Annotated in this window: 6 protein-coding genes and 1 pseudogene; 6 read left to right on the plus strand and 1 reads right to left on the minus strand. The window is 64.3% G+C overall.

Annotated features, from left to right (window positions below):
* Window positions 1-3: 3 nt before the first annotated feature.
* Window positions 4-1,962 (minus strand): 4-alpha-glucanotransferase, encoded by a 1,959-nt coding sequence (gene malQ, locus ACUXVA_RS29400; RefSeq protein WP_445489762.1) that lies wholly within the window; start codon window positions 1,960-1,962, stop codon window positions 4-6.
* 198 nt (window positions 1,963-2,160) lie between these two features.
* Here malQ and ACUXVA_RS29405 point away from each other — a divergent pair, with 198 nt between their 5' ends.
* The 6 genes and pseudogenes from ACUXVA_RS29405 (at window position 2,161) to treY (ending at window position 16,210) form a co-directional block, all read left to right on the plus strand.
* Window positions 2,161-4,113, plus strand: coding sequence for an alpha-1,4-glucan--maltose-1-phosphate maltosyltransferase (locus tag ACUXVA_RS29405; protein ID WP_445489764.1), 1,953 nt, complete (start codon window positions 2,161-2,163; stop codon window positions 4,111-4,113).
* Window positions 4,114-4,125: 12 nt separating this feature from the next.
* Window positions 4,126-7,433 (plus strand): annotated as a pseudogene (gene treS / locus ACUXVA_RS29410) (maltose alpha-D-glucosyltransferase).
* Complete coding sequence (gene glgB, locus ACUXVA_RS29415; RefSeq protein WP_445489766.1) at window positions 7,430-9,574, plus strand: 1,4-alpha-glucan branching protein GlgB; 2,145 nt, start codon at window positions 7,430-7,432, stop codon at window positions 9,572-9,574. The pseudogene treS and the gene glgB overlap by 4 nt, the downstream one beginning before the upstream one ends.
* A gap of 2 nt (window positions 9,575-9,576) precedes the next feature.
* Window positions 9,577-11,655, plus strand: coding sequence for a glycogen debranching protein GlgX (gene glgX / locus ACUXVA_RS29420; protein ID WP_445489768.1), 2,079 nt, complete (start codon window positions 9,577-9,579; stop codon window positions 11,653-11,655).
* Entirely contained in the window at window positions 11,652-13,418 is a 1,767-nt protein-coding gene (gene treZ, locus ACUXVA_RS29425; protein ID WP_445489770.1) for a malto-oligosyltrehalose trehalohydrolase, read from the plus strand. Before glgX ends, treZ begins: the two co-directional genes overlap by 4 nt.
* Window positions 13,418-16,210, plus strand: a complete 2,793-nt coding sequence (treY, locus tag ACUXVA_RS29430) for a malto-oligosyltrehalose synthase (RefSeq protein ID WP_445489772.1) — start codon at window positions 13,418-13,420, stop codon at window positions 16,208-16,210. The genes treZ and treY overlap by 1 nt, the downstream gene beginning before the upstream one ends.
* Window positions 16,211-16,445: the final 235 nt, after the last annotated feature.

Raw genomic sequence — 16,445 nt, forward strand, 5'->3', positions numbered from 1 at the left:
GGTTCAGGCCGCCTGCGCGGAGCGATCGGCGACCGCCGTCCGCAGTGCCGAGAGGTCGATCGCAGCCACGATATCATCGATCGCCACCGGCAGCCGCTGCCGCCAGTTCGGGTGCTCATCGATGGTGCCGGGAATGTTGGGCTGGTCGATCACCCCCAACAGATCCTCCAGCGCAATCGCCAGCAATCGCGTCCGGGTCCGTGCCAGGAACTGCGCAACCGCATACAGGCCCTCGTTGGAAATACCCTGTTGACGCAGTGCGTCGCCGAGCATCGACAGCGCATAGCTGCGGGCATCGTCGCTCTCGCCGGGATCAATGCCCAGGCCGCGCTTCATCACCAGGTCGGCATAGCTGCGCCAGCCGGCAAAGGTCGGCAGGTCGTGGGTGTTGAACGTCACGAGCGCGTCGTGCGCATAGTGATCGATACCGCGGAACGCGCCGCGGTCGTCGCGCTCGAACATCATCACCATATACGACCAGATCCCCCAGTCGCGCAGCTCTTCGCGAAAGCCATCCGGCACGGTGCCGAGATCCTCGCCGATGACCACGCAGCGGTTTGCCACGCTTTCCTGGGCGGTGACCGCGAGCAATGCCTGCAGCGGCATCTTCACATAGGCGCCGTTGTCGGCGGCGTAGCCGTGCGGCACCACATAGAGGCGGTTCAGGCCGAGCACGTGATCGAGCCTGATCGCGCCTGCGTAACGCATCGAGGCCCGCAGCATGTCCTTGAAAGGCGCGAAGGATTGCACCTCGAGCCCGCCGCCGTTGAAGCCGGCGAGACCCCAGTTCTGTCCGGCCGGCTGCAGCGCATCGGGCGGCGCGCCGATCGACAGATGGCGGGACACCGCAATCTGTTCGTTCCAGGCATCGAAGCCGCCGCTCTGCACGCCGACGGCGACGTCGAGATAAAGCCCGACCTTCAACCCCAGCGCATGGCCGTGATCGCGGGAGGCCTGCGGCTGCTGATCGGCGCACCATTGCACGAATTTGACGAACTCGATTTCCGAAGCGTCGGGCCCGGAATGGAGCTCCGCCATCTTGGCATCATCCGGCTGCTGCCATTCGGCCGGCCAGTCCCACCAGGCGCAGTTGAATCTGTGGCGCAGCACTTCGAAACATGCGAAGCGCGACAACGTGACGCCGTGCTCGGCCCGAAACTTGGCGAACGCCTGGCTTCGCTTGGCGTCCGGCCGGCTCTTGAAGGCCGCGAAGGTCGAACGCAACGCACGCCATTTGAGCTCGGCGACAGCCGAATAGTCCACCACCGGCGCCTGGCGCAGCCGGGCCAGCGTTTCGGCGTCGCCGGCGATCATGTCGGCCGAGAATTCCGCGATCTTTTCGACGTCGATATAGAGCGGATTGAGAAACAGCCGGCTGTTCGGGGAATACGGGCTGCAATCGGTCGGACGGTCATCGAACAACACGTGCAGCGGATTGAGGCCGACGCCTTCGGCGCCAAGACTTGCCGCCAGTTCGAGCAGCCGGTTCAGGTCCGTGAAATCGCCGATGCCCCAGTTGCGCTCCGAGCGCAGGCCATAAAGCTGTGCCGCCAGAATCCAGGAGCGGTCGAATTCGCCGCGAAACGCCTTGGCGGGCGCCACGATGACAGGCGCCTCCTCGGAGAACAGCGAGGCGTCGGTGAGGCGCAGACGCCAGACGCCGACTGGCAGGTCGAGCGGCCACAGGATGCTGCGATCGCCGGTCTCGCCCTCGGCGATGACGTTGGCGCCATCCAGGATCTCCCATTTCAGCGGCAGGCTCGTTGCCTCGGTGAGATAGGACCGCTCGGCCCGCCCTGCCCGCACCACCACCGTCCCGTCGAGAAACCGGTGCGGCGCGCGCACTGGCATGGCATCCAGGATGATCTTCAGGGCTGCGGCATCGGTGGTATGCCAATGCCCCTGTCCGTCGTGAAATCCGGTCTGGATTCCGAGTTCTGCGGCTTTGCTGAAAAGGTCCATAAGGCACGCCGTTTGCATCGCAACACGCTGTCAACGCTGCGAAAAGATGAATTTTACGAAGAGGATAGCCGTTTTCAACGCACGTGCTTAAGCTGAGTTCCCGTTGGAACTAACGCCCGTCACAAGGCTTTGTATATGATCGGACCGTCTCTCTTCCGCAACCGAATTGGGACGACACTCATAGTTGATGGCACCCCTGTGAACAAAACCACGCAAATTGTGGAAAGCGTCGCCACCAGCGGAGCTTTCCAGATCGAAAATATTTATCCGCTCGTTGATGGCGGTCGCTTTCCCGTGAAACGGATCGTCGGCGAGCCGATCGAGGTTTGGGCCGACATCTATCGCGACGGGCACGAAATCATCGCCGCGGCGCTGGTGTGGCGGCTGGAGACGGAGCGCGCCTGGAAGCGGGCGCCGATGACCTTCGACGTCAACGATCGCTGGGGTGGCTCCTTCACCCCCGACGCGCCGGGACGCTACGTCTTTGCCATCGAGGCGTGGACCGACGAATTCGCCACCTGGCGCCACGGTTTCGAACTGAAGCTGAAGGCCGGCCAGGACGTCACGCTGGACGCGCTGGAAGGCGCGGGCATGATGACCAAGGCACAGGCCGGCGGCCCCGACGCCTCGGCGATCATCGTGCGCCATTGCGAAGACTATTTGCAGAGCGGCGACACCGAGCCGCTGCTTGCGCCCGAGCTGCAGGCGGCCATGGCGGAGAGCCAGTTGCGCCCGGACCTGACCCGTTCGCCACTGCTGCCGCTGACCATCGACCGCGTCCGGGCCCGCGACGGCGCCTGGTACGAAATGGTGCCGCGCAGCCAGAGCACGGTGCCCGGCCAGCACGGCACGTTCCGCGATTGCATCGCCCGGCTGCCGGACGTGGCGGCGATGGGTTTTGACGTGGTGTATTTCACGCCAATCCATCCGATCGGGGTGAAGAACCGCAAAGGGCGCAACAATTCGCTGACAGCGGAGCCCGGCGATGTCGGCAGCCCCTATGCCATCGGCGGCAAGGAAGGCGGTCACGACGCCATCCATCCCGAACTCGGAACCATGGAAGACTTCCATGCCTTCGTGGAAGCCTGCAAGACGCTGAATATGGAAGTGGCGCTGGACATCGCCGTGCAGTGTTCGCTCGACCATCCCTGGCTGACGGAACACCCTGACTGGTTCAGGCGCCGTCCCGACGGCACCATGAAATATGCCGAGAATCCGCCGAAGAAATACGAGGATATCGTCAATCCCGATTTCAGCTGCGAGGATGCCGGCTCGCTGTGGAACGCGCTGCGCGACGTGATCCTGTTCTGGGTCGACCACGGCGTGAAGATCTTCCGCATCGACAATCCGCACACCAAACCGCTGCGGTTCTGGGAATGGACGATCCACGAGGTCCAGCTCAATCACCCCGACGTGCTGTTCCTGGCCGAGGCCTTTACCCGCCCCAAGCTGATGAAGGGCCTCGCCAAGCTCGGCTTCTCGCAGTCCTACACCTATTTTACCTGGCGCATCCAGAAGTGGGAGATCGAGCAGTATCTCGTCGAACTCACCGGCTATCCCGAGCGCGAGTTCTACCGGCCCAACTTCTTCGTCAATACACCTGATATCCTGCCCTTCCATCTGCAGAGCGGCGAGGCCTGGATGTTCAAGGCGCGGCTTGCGCTCGCGGCGGCTATGTCATCGACCTATGGCATCTACAACGGCTTCGAACTGCTCGAACACGACCCGATTCCCGGAAAGGAAGAGTACCTCAACTCCGAGAAGTACGAGATCAAGGTGCGCGACTGGGACCAGCCGGGCAACATCAAGCCGTACATCCGCGACATCAACAATGCCCGCCGCGCCAACGCGGCACTGCAGCAGACCAGCAACCTGCGTTTCCTGCCGGTCGACGACGGCAACGTCATCGGCTTCGTCAAGGAATCCGTCGACCAGCACAATACCGTGGCGGGGGCGATCTCTCTGTCGCGCGACGTCCACGAGTTCTGGTTGCCGATCAATTCGCAGGTGATGGTTGACGGCGAACGCCGCGACATCGCCGCGGTGGAGAACCTGATCACAGGGGAGCGCCATCCCGTGGAATGGGGCGGACTCCGCGTCCGCATCGACCCGATGCGCGATCCTGCCGTGTTCTTCCGCTGCCTCGCCTGAAAGCACTGAGTTATGAATGTCATGCCAGCCATCGACGCGACTGTCTCGCCGGGCGCAGAGAAAGACGATTACCTGTGGTACAAGGACGCGATCATCTACCAGTTGCACGTCAAGGCGTTCGCCGACAGCAATAATGACGGCATCGGCGACTTTGCCGGGCTGACGGAGAAGCTCGACTACCTGCAGGATCTCGGCGTGACCGCGATCTGGCTGATGCCGTTCTATCCGTCGCCCGGTCGCGACGACGGCTACGACATTGCCGACTACGGCTCGATCCATCCCGATTTCGGCACCATGAAGGATTTCCGCCGCTTCATTCACGAAGCGAAGCGGCGCGGCCTGCGTGTCATCACCGAGCTGGTGATCAACCACACGTCCGACCAGCACGACTGGTTCAAGCGCGCCCGCCGCAGCCCGGCCGGATCCAGCGCCCGCGACTGGTATGTGTGGAGCGATACCGACCAAAAGTACGACGGCACCCGGATCATCTTCACCGACACGGAGAAGTCGAACTGGACCTGGGATACCGAGGCCAAGGCCTATTACTGGCATCGTTTCTTCTCGCACCAGCCGGATCTGAATTTCGACAATCCGCGCGTGGTGTCGGCGGTGGTGCAGGTGATGAAGCGCTGGCTCGACGCCGGCGTCGACGGATTCCGTCTCGACGCGATCCCCTATCTCGTGGAGCGCGACGGCACCAACAACGAGAACCTGCCGGAGACCCACAAGATCATCAAGCACCTGCGTGCCGAACTCGACGCCTATGCTCCCGGAAAACTGTTGCTGGCCGAGGCCAACCAGTGGCCCGAAGACGTGCAGCAATATTTCGGCGACAGCGATGAATGCCACATGGCGTATCACTTCCCGCTGATGCCGCGCATGTACATGGCGATCGCCCAGGAAGACCGTTTCCCGATCACCGACATCATGCGCCAGACCCCGGACATCCCGCAGGACTGCCAGTGGGCCATGTTCCTGCGCAACCATGACGAATTGACGCTAGAAATGGTCACCGATGTCGAGCGCGACTACCTGTGGTCGACCTACGCCAACGACCCGCGCGCGCGCATCAATGTCGGCATCCGGCGCCGCCTGGCGCCGCTGATGGACAATGACCGGCGCAAGATCGAGCTGATGAACTCGATGCTGATGTCGTTCCCCGGCACGCCGATCATCTATTACGGCGACGAGATCGGCATGGGCGACAACATCTATCTCGGCGACCGCAACGGCGTGCGCACGCCGATGCAGTGGACGCCGGACCGCAACGGCGGCTTCTCCCGCGCCGACCCCGCACGGCTCTATGCCCCCACCATCATGGATCCCGTCTACGGCTACGAGTCGGTCAACGTGGAGGCGCAGTCGCGCTCGCTGTCGTCGCAGCTCTCGGCCACCAAGCGGCTGATGTCGGTGCGCAAGTCGACGCTGGCCTTCGGCCGCGGCACCATGCTGTTCATCCGCCCGAGCAACCGCTCGGTGCTGTGCTACATCCGGCAACTTGGCGACGAGGTAATCCTCTGCGTCGCCAACCTGTCGCGCTCGGCGCAGGCCACCGAGCTCGACCTGTCGCCTTGGAAGGAGCGCGTGCCGCTCGAGATGCTCGGCCGCACCAAATTCCCGCCGATCGGCGAATTGCCCTACATGATCACGCTGGCACCCTATGGCTTCTACTGGTTCCGGCTGGAAGAGCGCGACGTCTCCGAGCATGTGCTGCCGACAGCGGTGCCGGAATTCGAGACTCTGGTGGTGCCGCTCGGCTCCTCCTGGTTGTCGCTCGGCCGCACCCGCGGCGTGTTCGAGCGCGACGTGCTGCCGGCCTATCTGTCGCGCACGCGCTGGTATCCGGAACGCTCCGCCAAGGCGATCCAGCCGCGCCTGACCTCGGCGGTGCCGTTCTGCGACATCGGCGACAACCGCCCCTGGCTGGCCTTCTTCGAAACCACGCAGCGCGACGGACGACGCGCTACGTGCTGCCGATGCGGATCGAGTGGGTGCGCTTCGACCGCGAGCGCTACAATCAACGCGCCTTTGCCGCCGTGCGCCAGGGTGCCCGCGAGGGCACGTTGCTCGACGTCGCCACCGACCAGATCTTCATCGAGCTGTTGCTCTACAACCTGCGCAAGGAATTGACCGTCGAGAATGAAGACGGCTCGCAGGGCGGGCGCCTCGACTTCCGTCCGACCGCCCGCTTGCTGGACATGCCGGTCAAGCCGCTGCAGCACATCCGCGCGGTGGAAACCGAGCAGTCCAACAGCACGTCGCTGGTCGACAGCGACTATGTGGTGAAGATCTATCGCAAGCTGCAGTCCGGCATCAATCCGGAGATCGAACTCGGCCGCTTCCTGACGGACGTCGCGGGCTTCGCCAATACGCCGGCGCTACTCGGCAGCGTCGAGCTGATCGAGGGCGACCAGCAGAGCGCGATCGGAATCGTCCATGCCTTCGTGCAGAACCAGGGCGACGCCTGGACGGTGACCGCGGCCTATCTCGACCGTTTTGTCGACGAGCAGAAGTTGCTCGCCAACGGCACCGAGACGGCAGAGAGCGAAGAGCAGGTGCCGTACCTGCGCTACATGTCGCAGACCGGCCGCCGCGTGGCCGAGATGCATGTCGCGCTCGCCGCACACGACGAGATCCCGGACTTCAAGCCGGAGCCGACCACGCCGGACGACACCCGGCTATGGACCGGTGAGATCCTGAAACGCGCCGACCATGTGTTCGACAGCCTGCAGCAGGCCCGCACGGCAGCGAAAGAATCCGACCGGACGCTGATCGATCGGCTGCTGGCGCAGAGCGATGCGCTGCGCGGCCGCCTGCTCGCGCTGCTGCCTGCCGATATCGATACCGCAAAGATCCGCCATCACGGCGACTTCCATCTCGGCCAGATGCTGATCGTCAAGGATGACATCTTCATCATCGACTTCGAGGGCGAGCCGCGCCGTTCGCTGGAGGAGCGCCGACGCAGGGCGCCCGCCGCGCGCGACGTTGCCGGGCTGATCCGCTCGATCGACTATTCGGCGACTGCCGCGCTGGAACGCGCGCTCAAGGTCGCCCCCGACGAGACCGGCAAGCTCGCGGCGGCGCTGGACAGCTGGCGCGAACGCGCCACCACGGCCTTCCTCGCCGCCTACAAGGAATACATGACCGACGCACGGCTGTGGCCCGCCGACCCCAAAGCCGCCGACGACATGCTCAACTTCTTCCTGCTTGAGAAGGCATTTTACGAGATCGAATACGAACTGGCGCATCGGCCGGACTGGTTAAGAGTCCCGCTGGCCGGCACGCTTCGCATTCTGTCCCAGTACCCGGAGGTCTCATGACCAAGTTAACCGCGGAAGCCTATGCGATCGTCGAAGGACGACACGCCGATCCGTTCCACTATCTCGGTCCCCACAAGGAGAACGACCACACGGTGGTGCGCGCGTTCCTGCCCGAAGCCTCCAAGGTCGACGCCATCGATCAGGACGGCAGCGCCGCCGCCCTGGAGCGCGTGCACGATGCCGGTCTGTTTGTCGGCACGCTGGCCAACGGCTCGAACCGCTATCGGCTGCGCGCGCGTTACGGCGACAACACGGTGGATCTCGAAGACCCCTATCGCTTTCCGCCGATCCTGAGCGAATTCGATCTCTATCTGCTGGGCGAAGGCACCCACCAGCGGCTCTACGACAAGCTCGGCGCCCATCCGATGACGCTGGAAGGTGTGGCCGGAGTGGGCTTCGTGGTATTCGCGCCGAATGCGCGGCGCGTCAGTTTGGTCGGCGACTTCAATTTCTGGGATCCGCGACGGCACCCGATGCGCGTGCGCGGCAACGGCTACTGGGAGCTGTTCGTGCCCCGCGCCACCGCGGGCGATCACTACAAGTTCGACATCATCGGCCCGCAGGGCCAGCAACTGCCGCTGAAGTCCGATCCCATGGCCTTCGCCGCCGAGTTACGCCCCAGCACCGCTTCGATCGTCCTCGACGAGAGCAAGTTGCCCCATCCGCGCCCCGCACCGGCCAACGTCAATGCGCTCAACAAGCCGATGTCGGTCTACGAGGTCCATCTCGGCTCATGGCGGCGCAAGAACGGCAATGAGTGGCTGACCTATCGCGATCTCGCGGACGTCCTGCCACGCTATGCCCGGGACCTCGGCTTCACCCATGTGGAATTCCTGCCGGTCAACGAGCATCCGTTCGATGGTTCGTGGGGCTATCAGCCCACCGGCATGTATGCGCCGACCAGCCGCTTCGGCACGCCGGAAGATTTCTGTGCACTGGTGGAGGCCTGCCACGTCGAAGGCCTCGGCGTTCTGCTCGACTGGGTGCCCGGCCATTTTCCGGACGATCCGCACGGTCTCGGCATGTTCGACGGTACCGCGCTGTACGAGCACGCCAACCCGCTGCAGGGCCGGCACATGGATTGGGGCACGCTGATCTACAATTACGGCCGCACCGAAGTGGTCAACTTCCTGGTGTCGAACGCGCTGTTCTGGCTGGAGCGCTATGGCGTCGACGGGTTGCGCGTCGATGCCGTGGCCTCAATGCTTTATCTGGACTACAGCCGCGACGCCGGCGCGTGGATTCCCAACAAGTACGGCGGCCGCGAAAATCTCGAGGCCATTGCCTTCCTGCGCCGCTTCAACACCGAGGTCTATGCGAAATTCCCCAACGCCACCACCGCGGCGGAGGAATCCACCGCATGGCCGCAGGTGTCGCGGCCGGTGGAATTCGGTGGACTCGGCTTCGGCTACAAGTGGAATATGGGCTGGATGCACGACACGCTGAACTACATCAGTCAGGATCCGATCTACCGCAAATACCATCACGGCAGCATCCTGTTCGGGCTGCAATATGCGTTCTCGGAGAACTTCGTGCTGCCGCTGTCCCATGACGAGGTGGTGCACGGCAAGAAATCGCTGATCGGCCGCATGCCGGGCGACGACTGGCAACGCTTCGCCAACCTGCGGGCCTACTACGCCTTCATGTTCGGCCATCCCGGCAAGAAGCTGATGTTCATGGGCTGCGAATTCGCCCAGGAGCGCGAGTGGAATCACGATCGTTCACTTGATTGGCATCTGCTGGAACAGCCGAAATATGCCGGCATCCATTCGCTGGTCCGCGACCTCAACGAGCTCTATCGCAACCAGCCGGCGCTGCACGAGCTGGATTGCGAGCCGGCCGGGTTCGAATGGGTGATCACCGAAGACGCCGCCAGCAACGTGTTCGCCTGGCTGCGCAAGGGCGCCAACCCGCGCGCGCAGTGCCTTGTGGTGGTGAACTTCTCGCCCAACGTCTACCGCGACTACAAGGTGCGGGTGCCGTTCCCCGGCAAGTGGCGCGAGGTGCTGAATTCCGACGCCGCACATTATGGTGGCAGCAATGTCGGCAATGCCGGCGAGGTGCAGACCGTCGGCCTGGTGCCGGAACTGACGCTGACCCTGCCGCCGCTGGCCGCCATCTTTCTGATCCCGGAATTCTAGACATGCGCGTTACCGCCGGAACGAACTTTCGCCTCGGTGCAAGCTGGGACGGCAGGGGGACCAACTTCGCCCTGTTTTCAGCCAATGCCGAGAAGGTCGAACTCTGCCTGTTCGACAGCCAGGGCCGCCGCGAGCTGGAACGCATCACGTTGCCTGAGCGTAACGAGGACGTCTGGCACGGCTACCTGGCCGACGTTTCGCCCGGCCAGCTTTACGGCTACCGCGTTCACGGGCCCTACGAGCCCGAACACGGTCATCGCTTCAACGCCCACAAGCTGCTGCTTGATCCCTACGCCAAGCGGATCTCGGGCCGGCTGGTGTGGAGCGATGCGCATTTCGGCTATCGCACCGGCTCGTCGCGCGAGGACCTGTCGTTCGACCGCCGCGACAATGCGCGCGGCATGCCGAAGGCCGTGGTGGTCGACGAGACCTTCAACTGGGGCCGCAAGGAATCCCGGCCGAGCATTCCGTGGGAAGACACCATTATCTACGAAGCCCACGTCAAGGGCCTGACCCAGATGCGCAAGGACGTGCCGCCCGGCCTGCGCGGCACCTATCGCGGCCTGTCGTCGCCGGCGATGATCGATCATCTGAAGCGGCTCGGGGTCACCACCGTCGAACTGCTGCCGGTGCACGGCTTCGTCGACGATCGCCGCCTGGTCGAGCTGAAGCTGGCGAATTACTGGGGCTACAACACGCTGAGCTTCTTCGCGCCGGAGGCCCGCTACGGCATCGACAATCCGCTGGATTCCTTCCGCACCACCGTGGCGCGGCTGCATGACGCCGGCATCGAGGTGATCCTCGACGTTGTCTACAACCACACCGCCGAGGGCAACCATCTCGGCCCGACGCTGTCCTATCGCGGCATCGACAACGCTTCCTACTACTGGCTGATGCCGGACAACCCGCGCTACTACGACGACTTCACCGGCTGCGGTAGCTCAGTCAACCTCACCCATCCGCGCGTGCTGCAGATGGTGATGGATAGCTTGCGTTACTGGGTGGAGGTCTGCCACGTCGACGGCTTCCGCTTCGATCTGGCGACCACCCTGGCGCGCGGCGCCAACGGCTACGACCGCAACCACGGCTTCCTGATGGCGGCGCGGCAGGATCCGGTGCTGGCCTCGGTCAAGATGATTGCCGAGCCATGGGATCTCGGCATGGGCGGTTATCAGGTCGGTGCCTTCCCCTCGCAATGGTCGGAATGGAACGACAAGTACCGCAGCGCGATGCGGCGCTACTGGAGCGGCGAAGGCAGCCTGATCGGCGAGGTCTCCGGCCGCATGACCGGCTCGTCGGATGTGTTCAACCACAGCGGCCGCAAGCTGCGCGCCGGCATCAACCACGTCACCGTGCATGACGGTTTCACGCTCGCCGACCTGTTCAGCTACAACGAGAAGCACAACGAGGCCAATGGCGAGGACAATCGCGACGGCTCCAGCGACAATCTCAGCAACAATTTCGGCGTCGAGGGACCGACCACCGATCCGGAGCTGCTGGCGCTGCGGCGGCAGCCGCGCAAGAACCAGCTGGCCTGCCTGTTGCTGGCGCAGGGCGTTCCGCTGATCCTTGCCGGAGATGAGGTCGGCAACACCCAGCACGGCAACAACAATGCCTATTGCCAGGACAACGAGATCGGCTGGGTCGGCTGGCAAAATCTCGGCCACAAGGACGACGATCTCACCGACTTCATCGGCGAGATGACGCAGCTGCGGCAGCGCTTCCCGCAGATCCGCGCCCAAGGCTGGCTCGACGGCCGCCGCGCCGATGGGACCTATGGCGTGCTGTGGCTGACCCCGGCTGCCGAGGAAATGACCGAGCAAGACTGGGCGTTTCCGGATGGCCGCTTCCTGGCCTATGTGCTCGGCCCCTGCGAGAACAACGACAACCCGATCTTCATCGTGCTCAACTCGGCGCCGGCGGGCATCGCCTTCACACTGCCGAAACTGCCGGAATACAAGCACTGGCGGCAGGTGCTCAACACCGCCGATGGCGCGCTGTCCATCGACGTGCTGCCGTCCGGCAGCGAGTTGCAGGCGCCGCCCCGTTCCGTCCTCGCCTTCGCAGGATCCGCCTCATGACTGACCGAAGCTTTGGCGCGCGGCTGACCCCGGCCGGCGCGCTGTTCCGGCTGTGGGCGCCCGCTGCCAACCGCGTCGATGTGATGCTCGACCGCCTTCATCCCCTGACCCGCGGCAAGGACGGCTGGTTCTCTGCCGAGATTGCCGGCGTGAAGGCCGGCGCCACCTATCGCTTTCACATCGACGGCGCCAACAACGTGCCCGACCCGGCCTCGGCCTTCCAGCCCCAGGACATCGCCGGCCCCAGCGAGGTGATCGATCACGCCGCCTATGCCTGGCGCGCCACAGATTGGCGCGGCCGGCCGTGGGAAGACACCGTGCTGATCGAGACCCATGTCGGCAGCTTCACGCCGGAGGGCACCTACCGCGCCATGATCGAGCGCCTCGACCATCTCGTCGACACCGGCATCACCGCGCTGGAATTGATGCCGCTGGCGGATTTCGCCGGCCGTCACAACTGGGGCTATGACGGCGTGCTGTGGTATGCGCCGGATGCCGCCTATGGTCGTCCGGAAGATCTCAAGGCGCTGATCGACGAGGCGCATTTGCGCGGGCTGATGGTGTTTCTCGACGTCGTCTACAACCACTTCGGCCCGGAAGGGAATTACCTCGGGCAGTATGCTCCCGACTTCTTCTCCGACGCGCATACGCCGTGGGGCAGCGCGATCAACTACCGCATTCCGCAGGTTCGCGCCTTCGCCATCGAGAATGCGCTGTACTGGCTGCGCGAGTATCGCTTCGACGGGCTGCGGCTGGATGCCGTCCACGCCATACCCGAACAGGGCGAAATCCCGATGCTGCACGAGCTGAGCCGCGAAGTCGGCAAGCTGGCCGCGGACACCCACCGCCATATCCACCTGGTGCTGGAAAACGACGACAACCGCGCCGCACTGCTCGATCCCAAGACCGATCCGCATCGCGGCCAGTACCGCGCGCAATGGAACGACGACTATCACCACGCCTGGCACGTGCTGCTGACCGGCGAGCACACCGGCTATTACAGCGACTATGCGCCGAAGCCGATCGATCACATCGTGCGCGCGCTGGCATCGGGTTTTGCCTATCAAGGCGAGCCGTCGCCACATCGCGACGGCGCATTGCGGGGCGAGCCGAGCGGCAAGCTGCCGCCCGCTGCGTTCGTCAATTTCCTGCAGAACCACGACCAGATCGGCAACCGCGCGCTGGGCGACCGGCTTGAAAGCCTCGCTTATCCCAAGGCGATCGAGGCGGCGCTGGCGATCACTTTGCTCGCGCCGATGGTGCCGATGCTGTTCATGGGCGACGAATGGGGCTCCAAAGCGCCGTTTCCGTTCTTCTGCGATTTCAAGGGCGACCTCGCGGAAGCCGTGCGCAACGGCCGCCGCAAGGAGTTCGCCTGCGCCTACGAGAAGTTCGGCGACGAGATTCCCGATCCGCTGGATGAATCCACGTTCGAGTTGGCGGTGCTCGACTGGAAAAATCGCGACAGCACATCCGGCCAGCAGCGGCTGACGCTGGTACGCGAGCTACTGGGCCTGCGGAAGCAGCACATCGTGCCCCGGCTCGCTGGCGCGCGGTTCGGCCACGCTGCGGCGGACGACAACGGCCTGCTCACGGCGCACTGGCAGATGGGCGACGGCGCGAGGCTGCATCTCGAAGCCAATCTGTCGGACAATCCGATTGTCCGCGAACCTCTGCCGTCCGGCGGCGTTACGATCTGGGGCGGCAATGCGACCGGAGTGGTCGCGCCATGGTCGGTGCACGTCCGTCTCGGAGACGAATGATGCCACCAGTGATTCCCGTTGCCACCTACCGCGTCCAGCTGACCGGCGAGTTCACCTTCGATCATGCCGCGGCGATCGTGCCTTACCTGAAGTCGCTCGGCATCACCCACCTCTATGCGTCGCCCTTCATGAAGTCGCGGGCCGGCAGCACCCACGGCTACGACATCGTCGATCACACGAAGCTCAATCCGGAGCTCGGCGGCGAAGACGGGTTTGAACGCCTGAGCGCCGCGCTGAAGGCCAACGACATCGGCCTGATCCTGGATTTCGTGCCAAACCATGTGGGCGTGCATTTCGCCGACAATCCGTGGTGGCTGAGCGTGCTGGAATGGGGACCGGCGTCGCCGCATGCAGTGTCGTTCGATATCGACTGGGATACCCTGCCTTACCGCGCCCGCGGCGGCGTGCTGCTGCCGATCATCGGTACCTCCTATGGCCAGGCGTTGGACGGCGGTGAGATCGAGCTGAAGTTCGACGCCGCCGAAGGCAGCTTTTCGGCCTGGTATTTCGAACACCGGCTGCCGATCGCGCCGGAGCGTTACAGCGAGATCTTGCGCACCGTCGTCAAGGAAGCCGATGCGGCAACCACGGCAGCCGGCAAGCAGATCCTCGACCTCGCCTCGCGCTACAAGGGCCTGCGTCATCCGAACCTCGAAGAGGCACCCGGCTTCAAGAAGGAGCTCGCGGCCGTCGCCGGCGGCGCCGAACTGATCGCCCGCGGGCTCACGGCCTATCGCGCCGGGCCGGACCGGCCGGCGCAGATCCAGACCCTGCACAACCTGCTGGAACGCCAGCACTACAAGCTCGGCCAGTGGCGCCTTGCCTCCAGCGAAATCAACTATCGCCGCTTCTTCGACGTCAACACACTGGCGGGCCTGCGCGTCGAGGATGCCGGCACATTCGATGCCATCCACACGCTGGTGAAGCGGCTGATCGCCGAAGACAAGCTGCAGGGCCTGCGGCTCGACCATATCGACGGGCTGCGCGATCCCGCACAATATTTTCAGCGGCTGCGCCGGCTGATCGGCGACGCCCAGGGAAAGAAGTCAAAGCCGTTCTACGTGGTGATCGAAAAAATCCTCGGCGAAGACGAGAAGCTGGTGAAACTGGCCGGCGTGCATGGCACCACCGGCTACGAATGGCTCAACACCATCACCCAGGTGCTGGTGGCGGACACCGGCCTCGAGCCGCTCGACGAGATCTGGCGCCAGGTCAGCAATACCTCGCCGAAATTCGACCCGGTGCTGAAGGCGGCCAAGCGCCGCGTGCTGGAGACTCTGCTGCTCAGCGAGTTCACCGTGCTGACGCGCCTGCTGGCGCGGATCGCCAACGGGCACTATTCGACCCGCGATTTCTCGGCCGACACGCTGCGCCAGGCGTTCGAGCTCTATGTGCTGCATTTCCCGGTCTATCGCACCTATCTCACCGGAACGGGTCCCTCGGCGCTGGACCGCAAGCTGATCGCAACCACCATCGAGAAGGCCCGCGCCGACTGGTTCGGCGCCGATGAAGGACTGTTCGACTTCCTGCGCGATGCACTCACACTGGATCTCCTGAAACCCGGCCGCCCCGCGCACAGCAAGCCGCGGGTGCGCCGCTTCGCCCTCAAGGTGCAGCAATTCACCGGGCCGACCATGGCCAAGTCGCTGGAGGATACCGCTTTCTATCGCTACCACCGACTGCTGGCGCTCAACGAGGTCGGCGGCGATCCCGCTGCCAAGGCGCTGCCACGCTATCACTTCCACCAGATGATGACGGCCCGCGCCAAGGACTGGCCGCACGGCATGACGGCTACGGCCACCCACGACACCAAGCGGGGCGAGGATGCGCGGGCCCGGCTGCTCGCGCTCGCCGAGATGCCCGGCGAATGGGCCACCGCGGTCAGCCGCTGGAAGGTCCTGAACGCGCCGCATCTGGTCGTGGACGGCGAGATGCGGGCGCCATCCGCGGCGTTCGAATATGCATTGTACCAGGCACTGCTTGGCGCCTGGCCGCTCGGCGCGCGCGATGCGTCGTTCCTCGAGCGCATGCAGGCCTATGCGCTGAAAGCGTCGCGCGAAGGCAAGCAGGAGACCAGCTGGCTCAATCCCAATGCCGCCTACGAGAACGGCGTGCACCAGTTTCTCGAACGAATTCTCGATCCCGCGCAGGCCGGCGAATTCCTCGCATCGCTCGAACTGTTCGCCAAGCGCACCTCGCTGCTCGGCGCGCTGAACTCGTTGAGCCAGACCACGCTCAAAGCCACCATGCCGGGCGTTCCCGACTTCTATCAGGGCACCGAGTTCTGGGATTGCTCGCTGGTCGATCCGGACAACCGGCGCCCGGTGGACTTCGCCGAGCGCGCGAAGGCGCTCGCCGCATTGCAGCAGCCGGACTGGGCGAGCCTCGCCCGGCACTGGGAAAACGGCCACGTCAAACTGGCCTGGACGCGGGAGCTGATCAAGGCCCGTACCGACCTCGCCGACCTGTTCGCGCACGGCGATTACCAGGCGCTGGAAGTTACGGGGCGGCACAGCGATCATGTCATCGCCTTTGCGCGACGACACAACCGCGATGCGGCGATCGTTGCCGTGGGGCGATCCATGGCGGCGCTGACCGATGGCGGCCGTGCCTGGCCGGCAGCAGATGCATTCGACGCGACCATCGTCGCGCCGGGTTATGCGGTGGAGGGCGTGACTTCGCGCAAAGGCGTGCTCGAACTGCCGGTAGCCGGCCTGTTCAGCACGCTGCCCGTGGCCCTGCTGAAAGCGCGCTCCGCGCCGATTCGGCTGCGGTCAACGTGCCTGCAATAGAACTTTCAGTAGATATGGAAAGGCCGTCCGGGATCGACGGCCGGACGGCCTGGCGGTAGTCGTGCCGACTCGAATCATGTTCGGTTCCCTTCTCCGCACCACGTTATCTGGCCACACAATTATTGATCATGCGTTGACGAAAATTCTGTGTAGGGCGGTGGGGTTCCATCGACGTTTTCTATGCTGCAGCACAGCACCAATTCGCTTAGTGCATTGCAGCAGAACTGCGCAATCG

Source organism: Rhodopseudomonas sp. RCAM05734, assembly GCF_052658035.1.

Excerpts from the sequence above, each read along its gene's own strand:
- malQ (WP_445489762.1), bottom strand. The coding sequence starts at position 1,962 with ATGGACCTTTTCAGCAAAGCCGCAGAACTCGGAATCCAGACCGGATTT.
- glgB (WP_445489766.1), top strand. The coding sequence starts at position 7,430 with ATGACCAAGTTAACCGCGGAAGCCTATGCGATCGTCGAAGGACGACAC.
- glgX (WP_445489768.1), top strand. The coding sequence starts at position 9,577 with ATGCGCGTTACCGCCGGAACGAACTTTCGCCTCGGTGCAAGCTGGGAC.
- treZ (WP_445489770.1), top strand. The coding sequence starts at position 11,652 with ATGACTGACCGAAGCTTTGGCGCGCGGCTGACCCCGGCCGGCGCGCTG.
- treY (WP_445489772.1), top strand. The coding sequence starts at position 13,418 with ATGCCACCAGTGATTCCCGTTGCCACCTACCGCGTCCAGCTGACCGGC.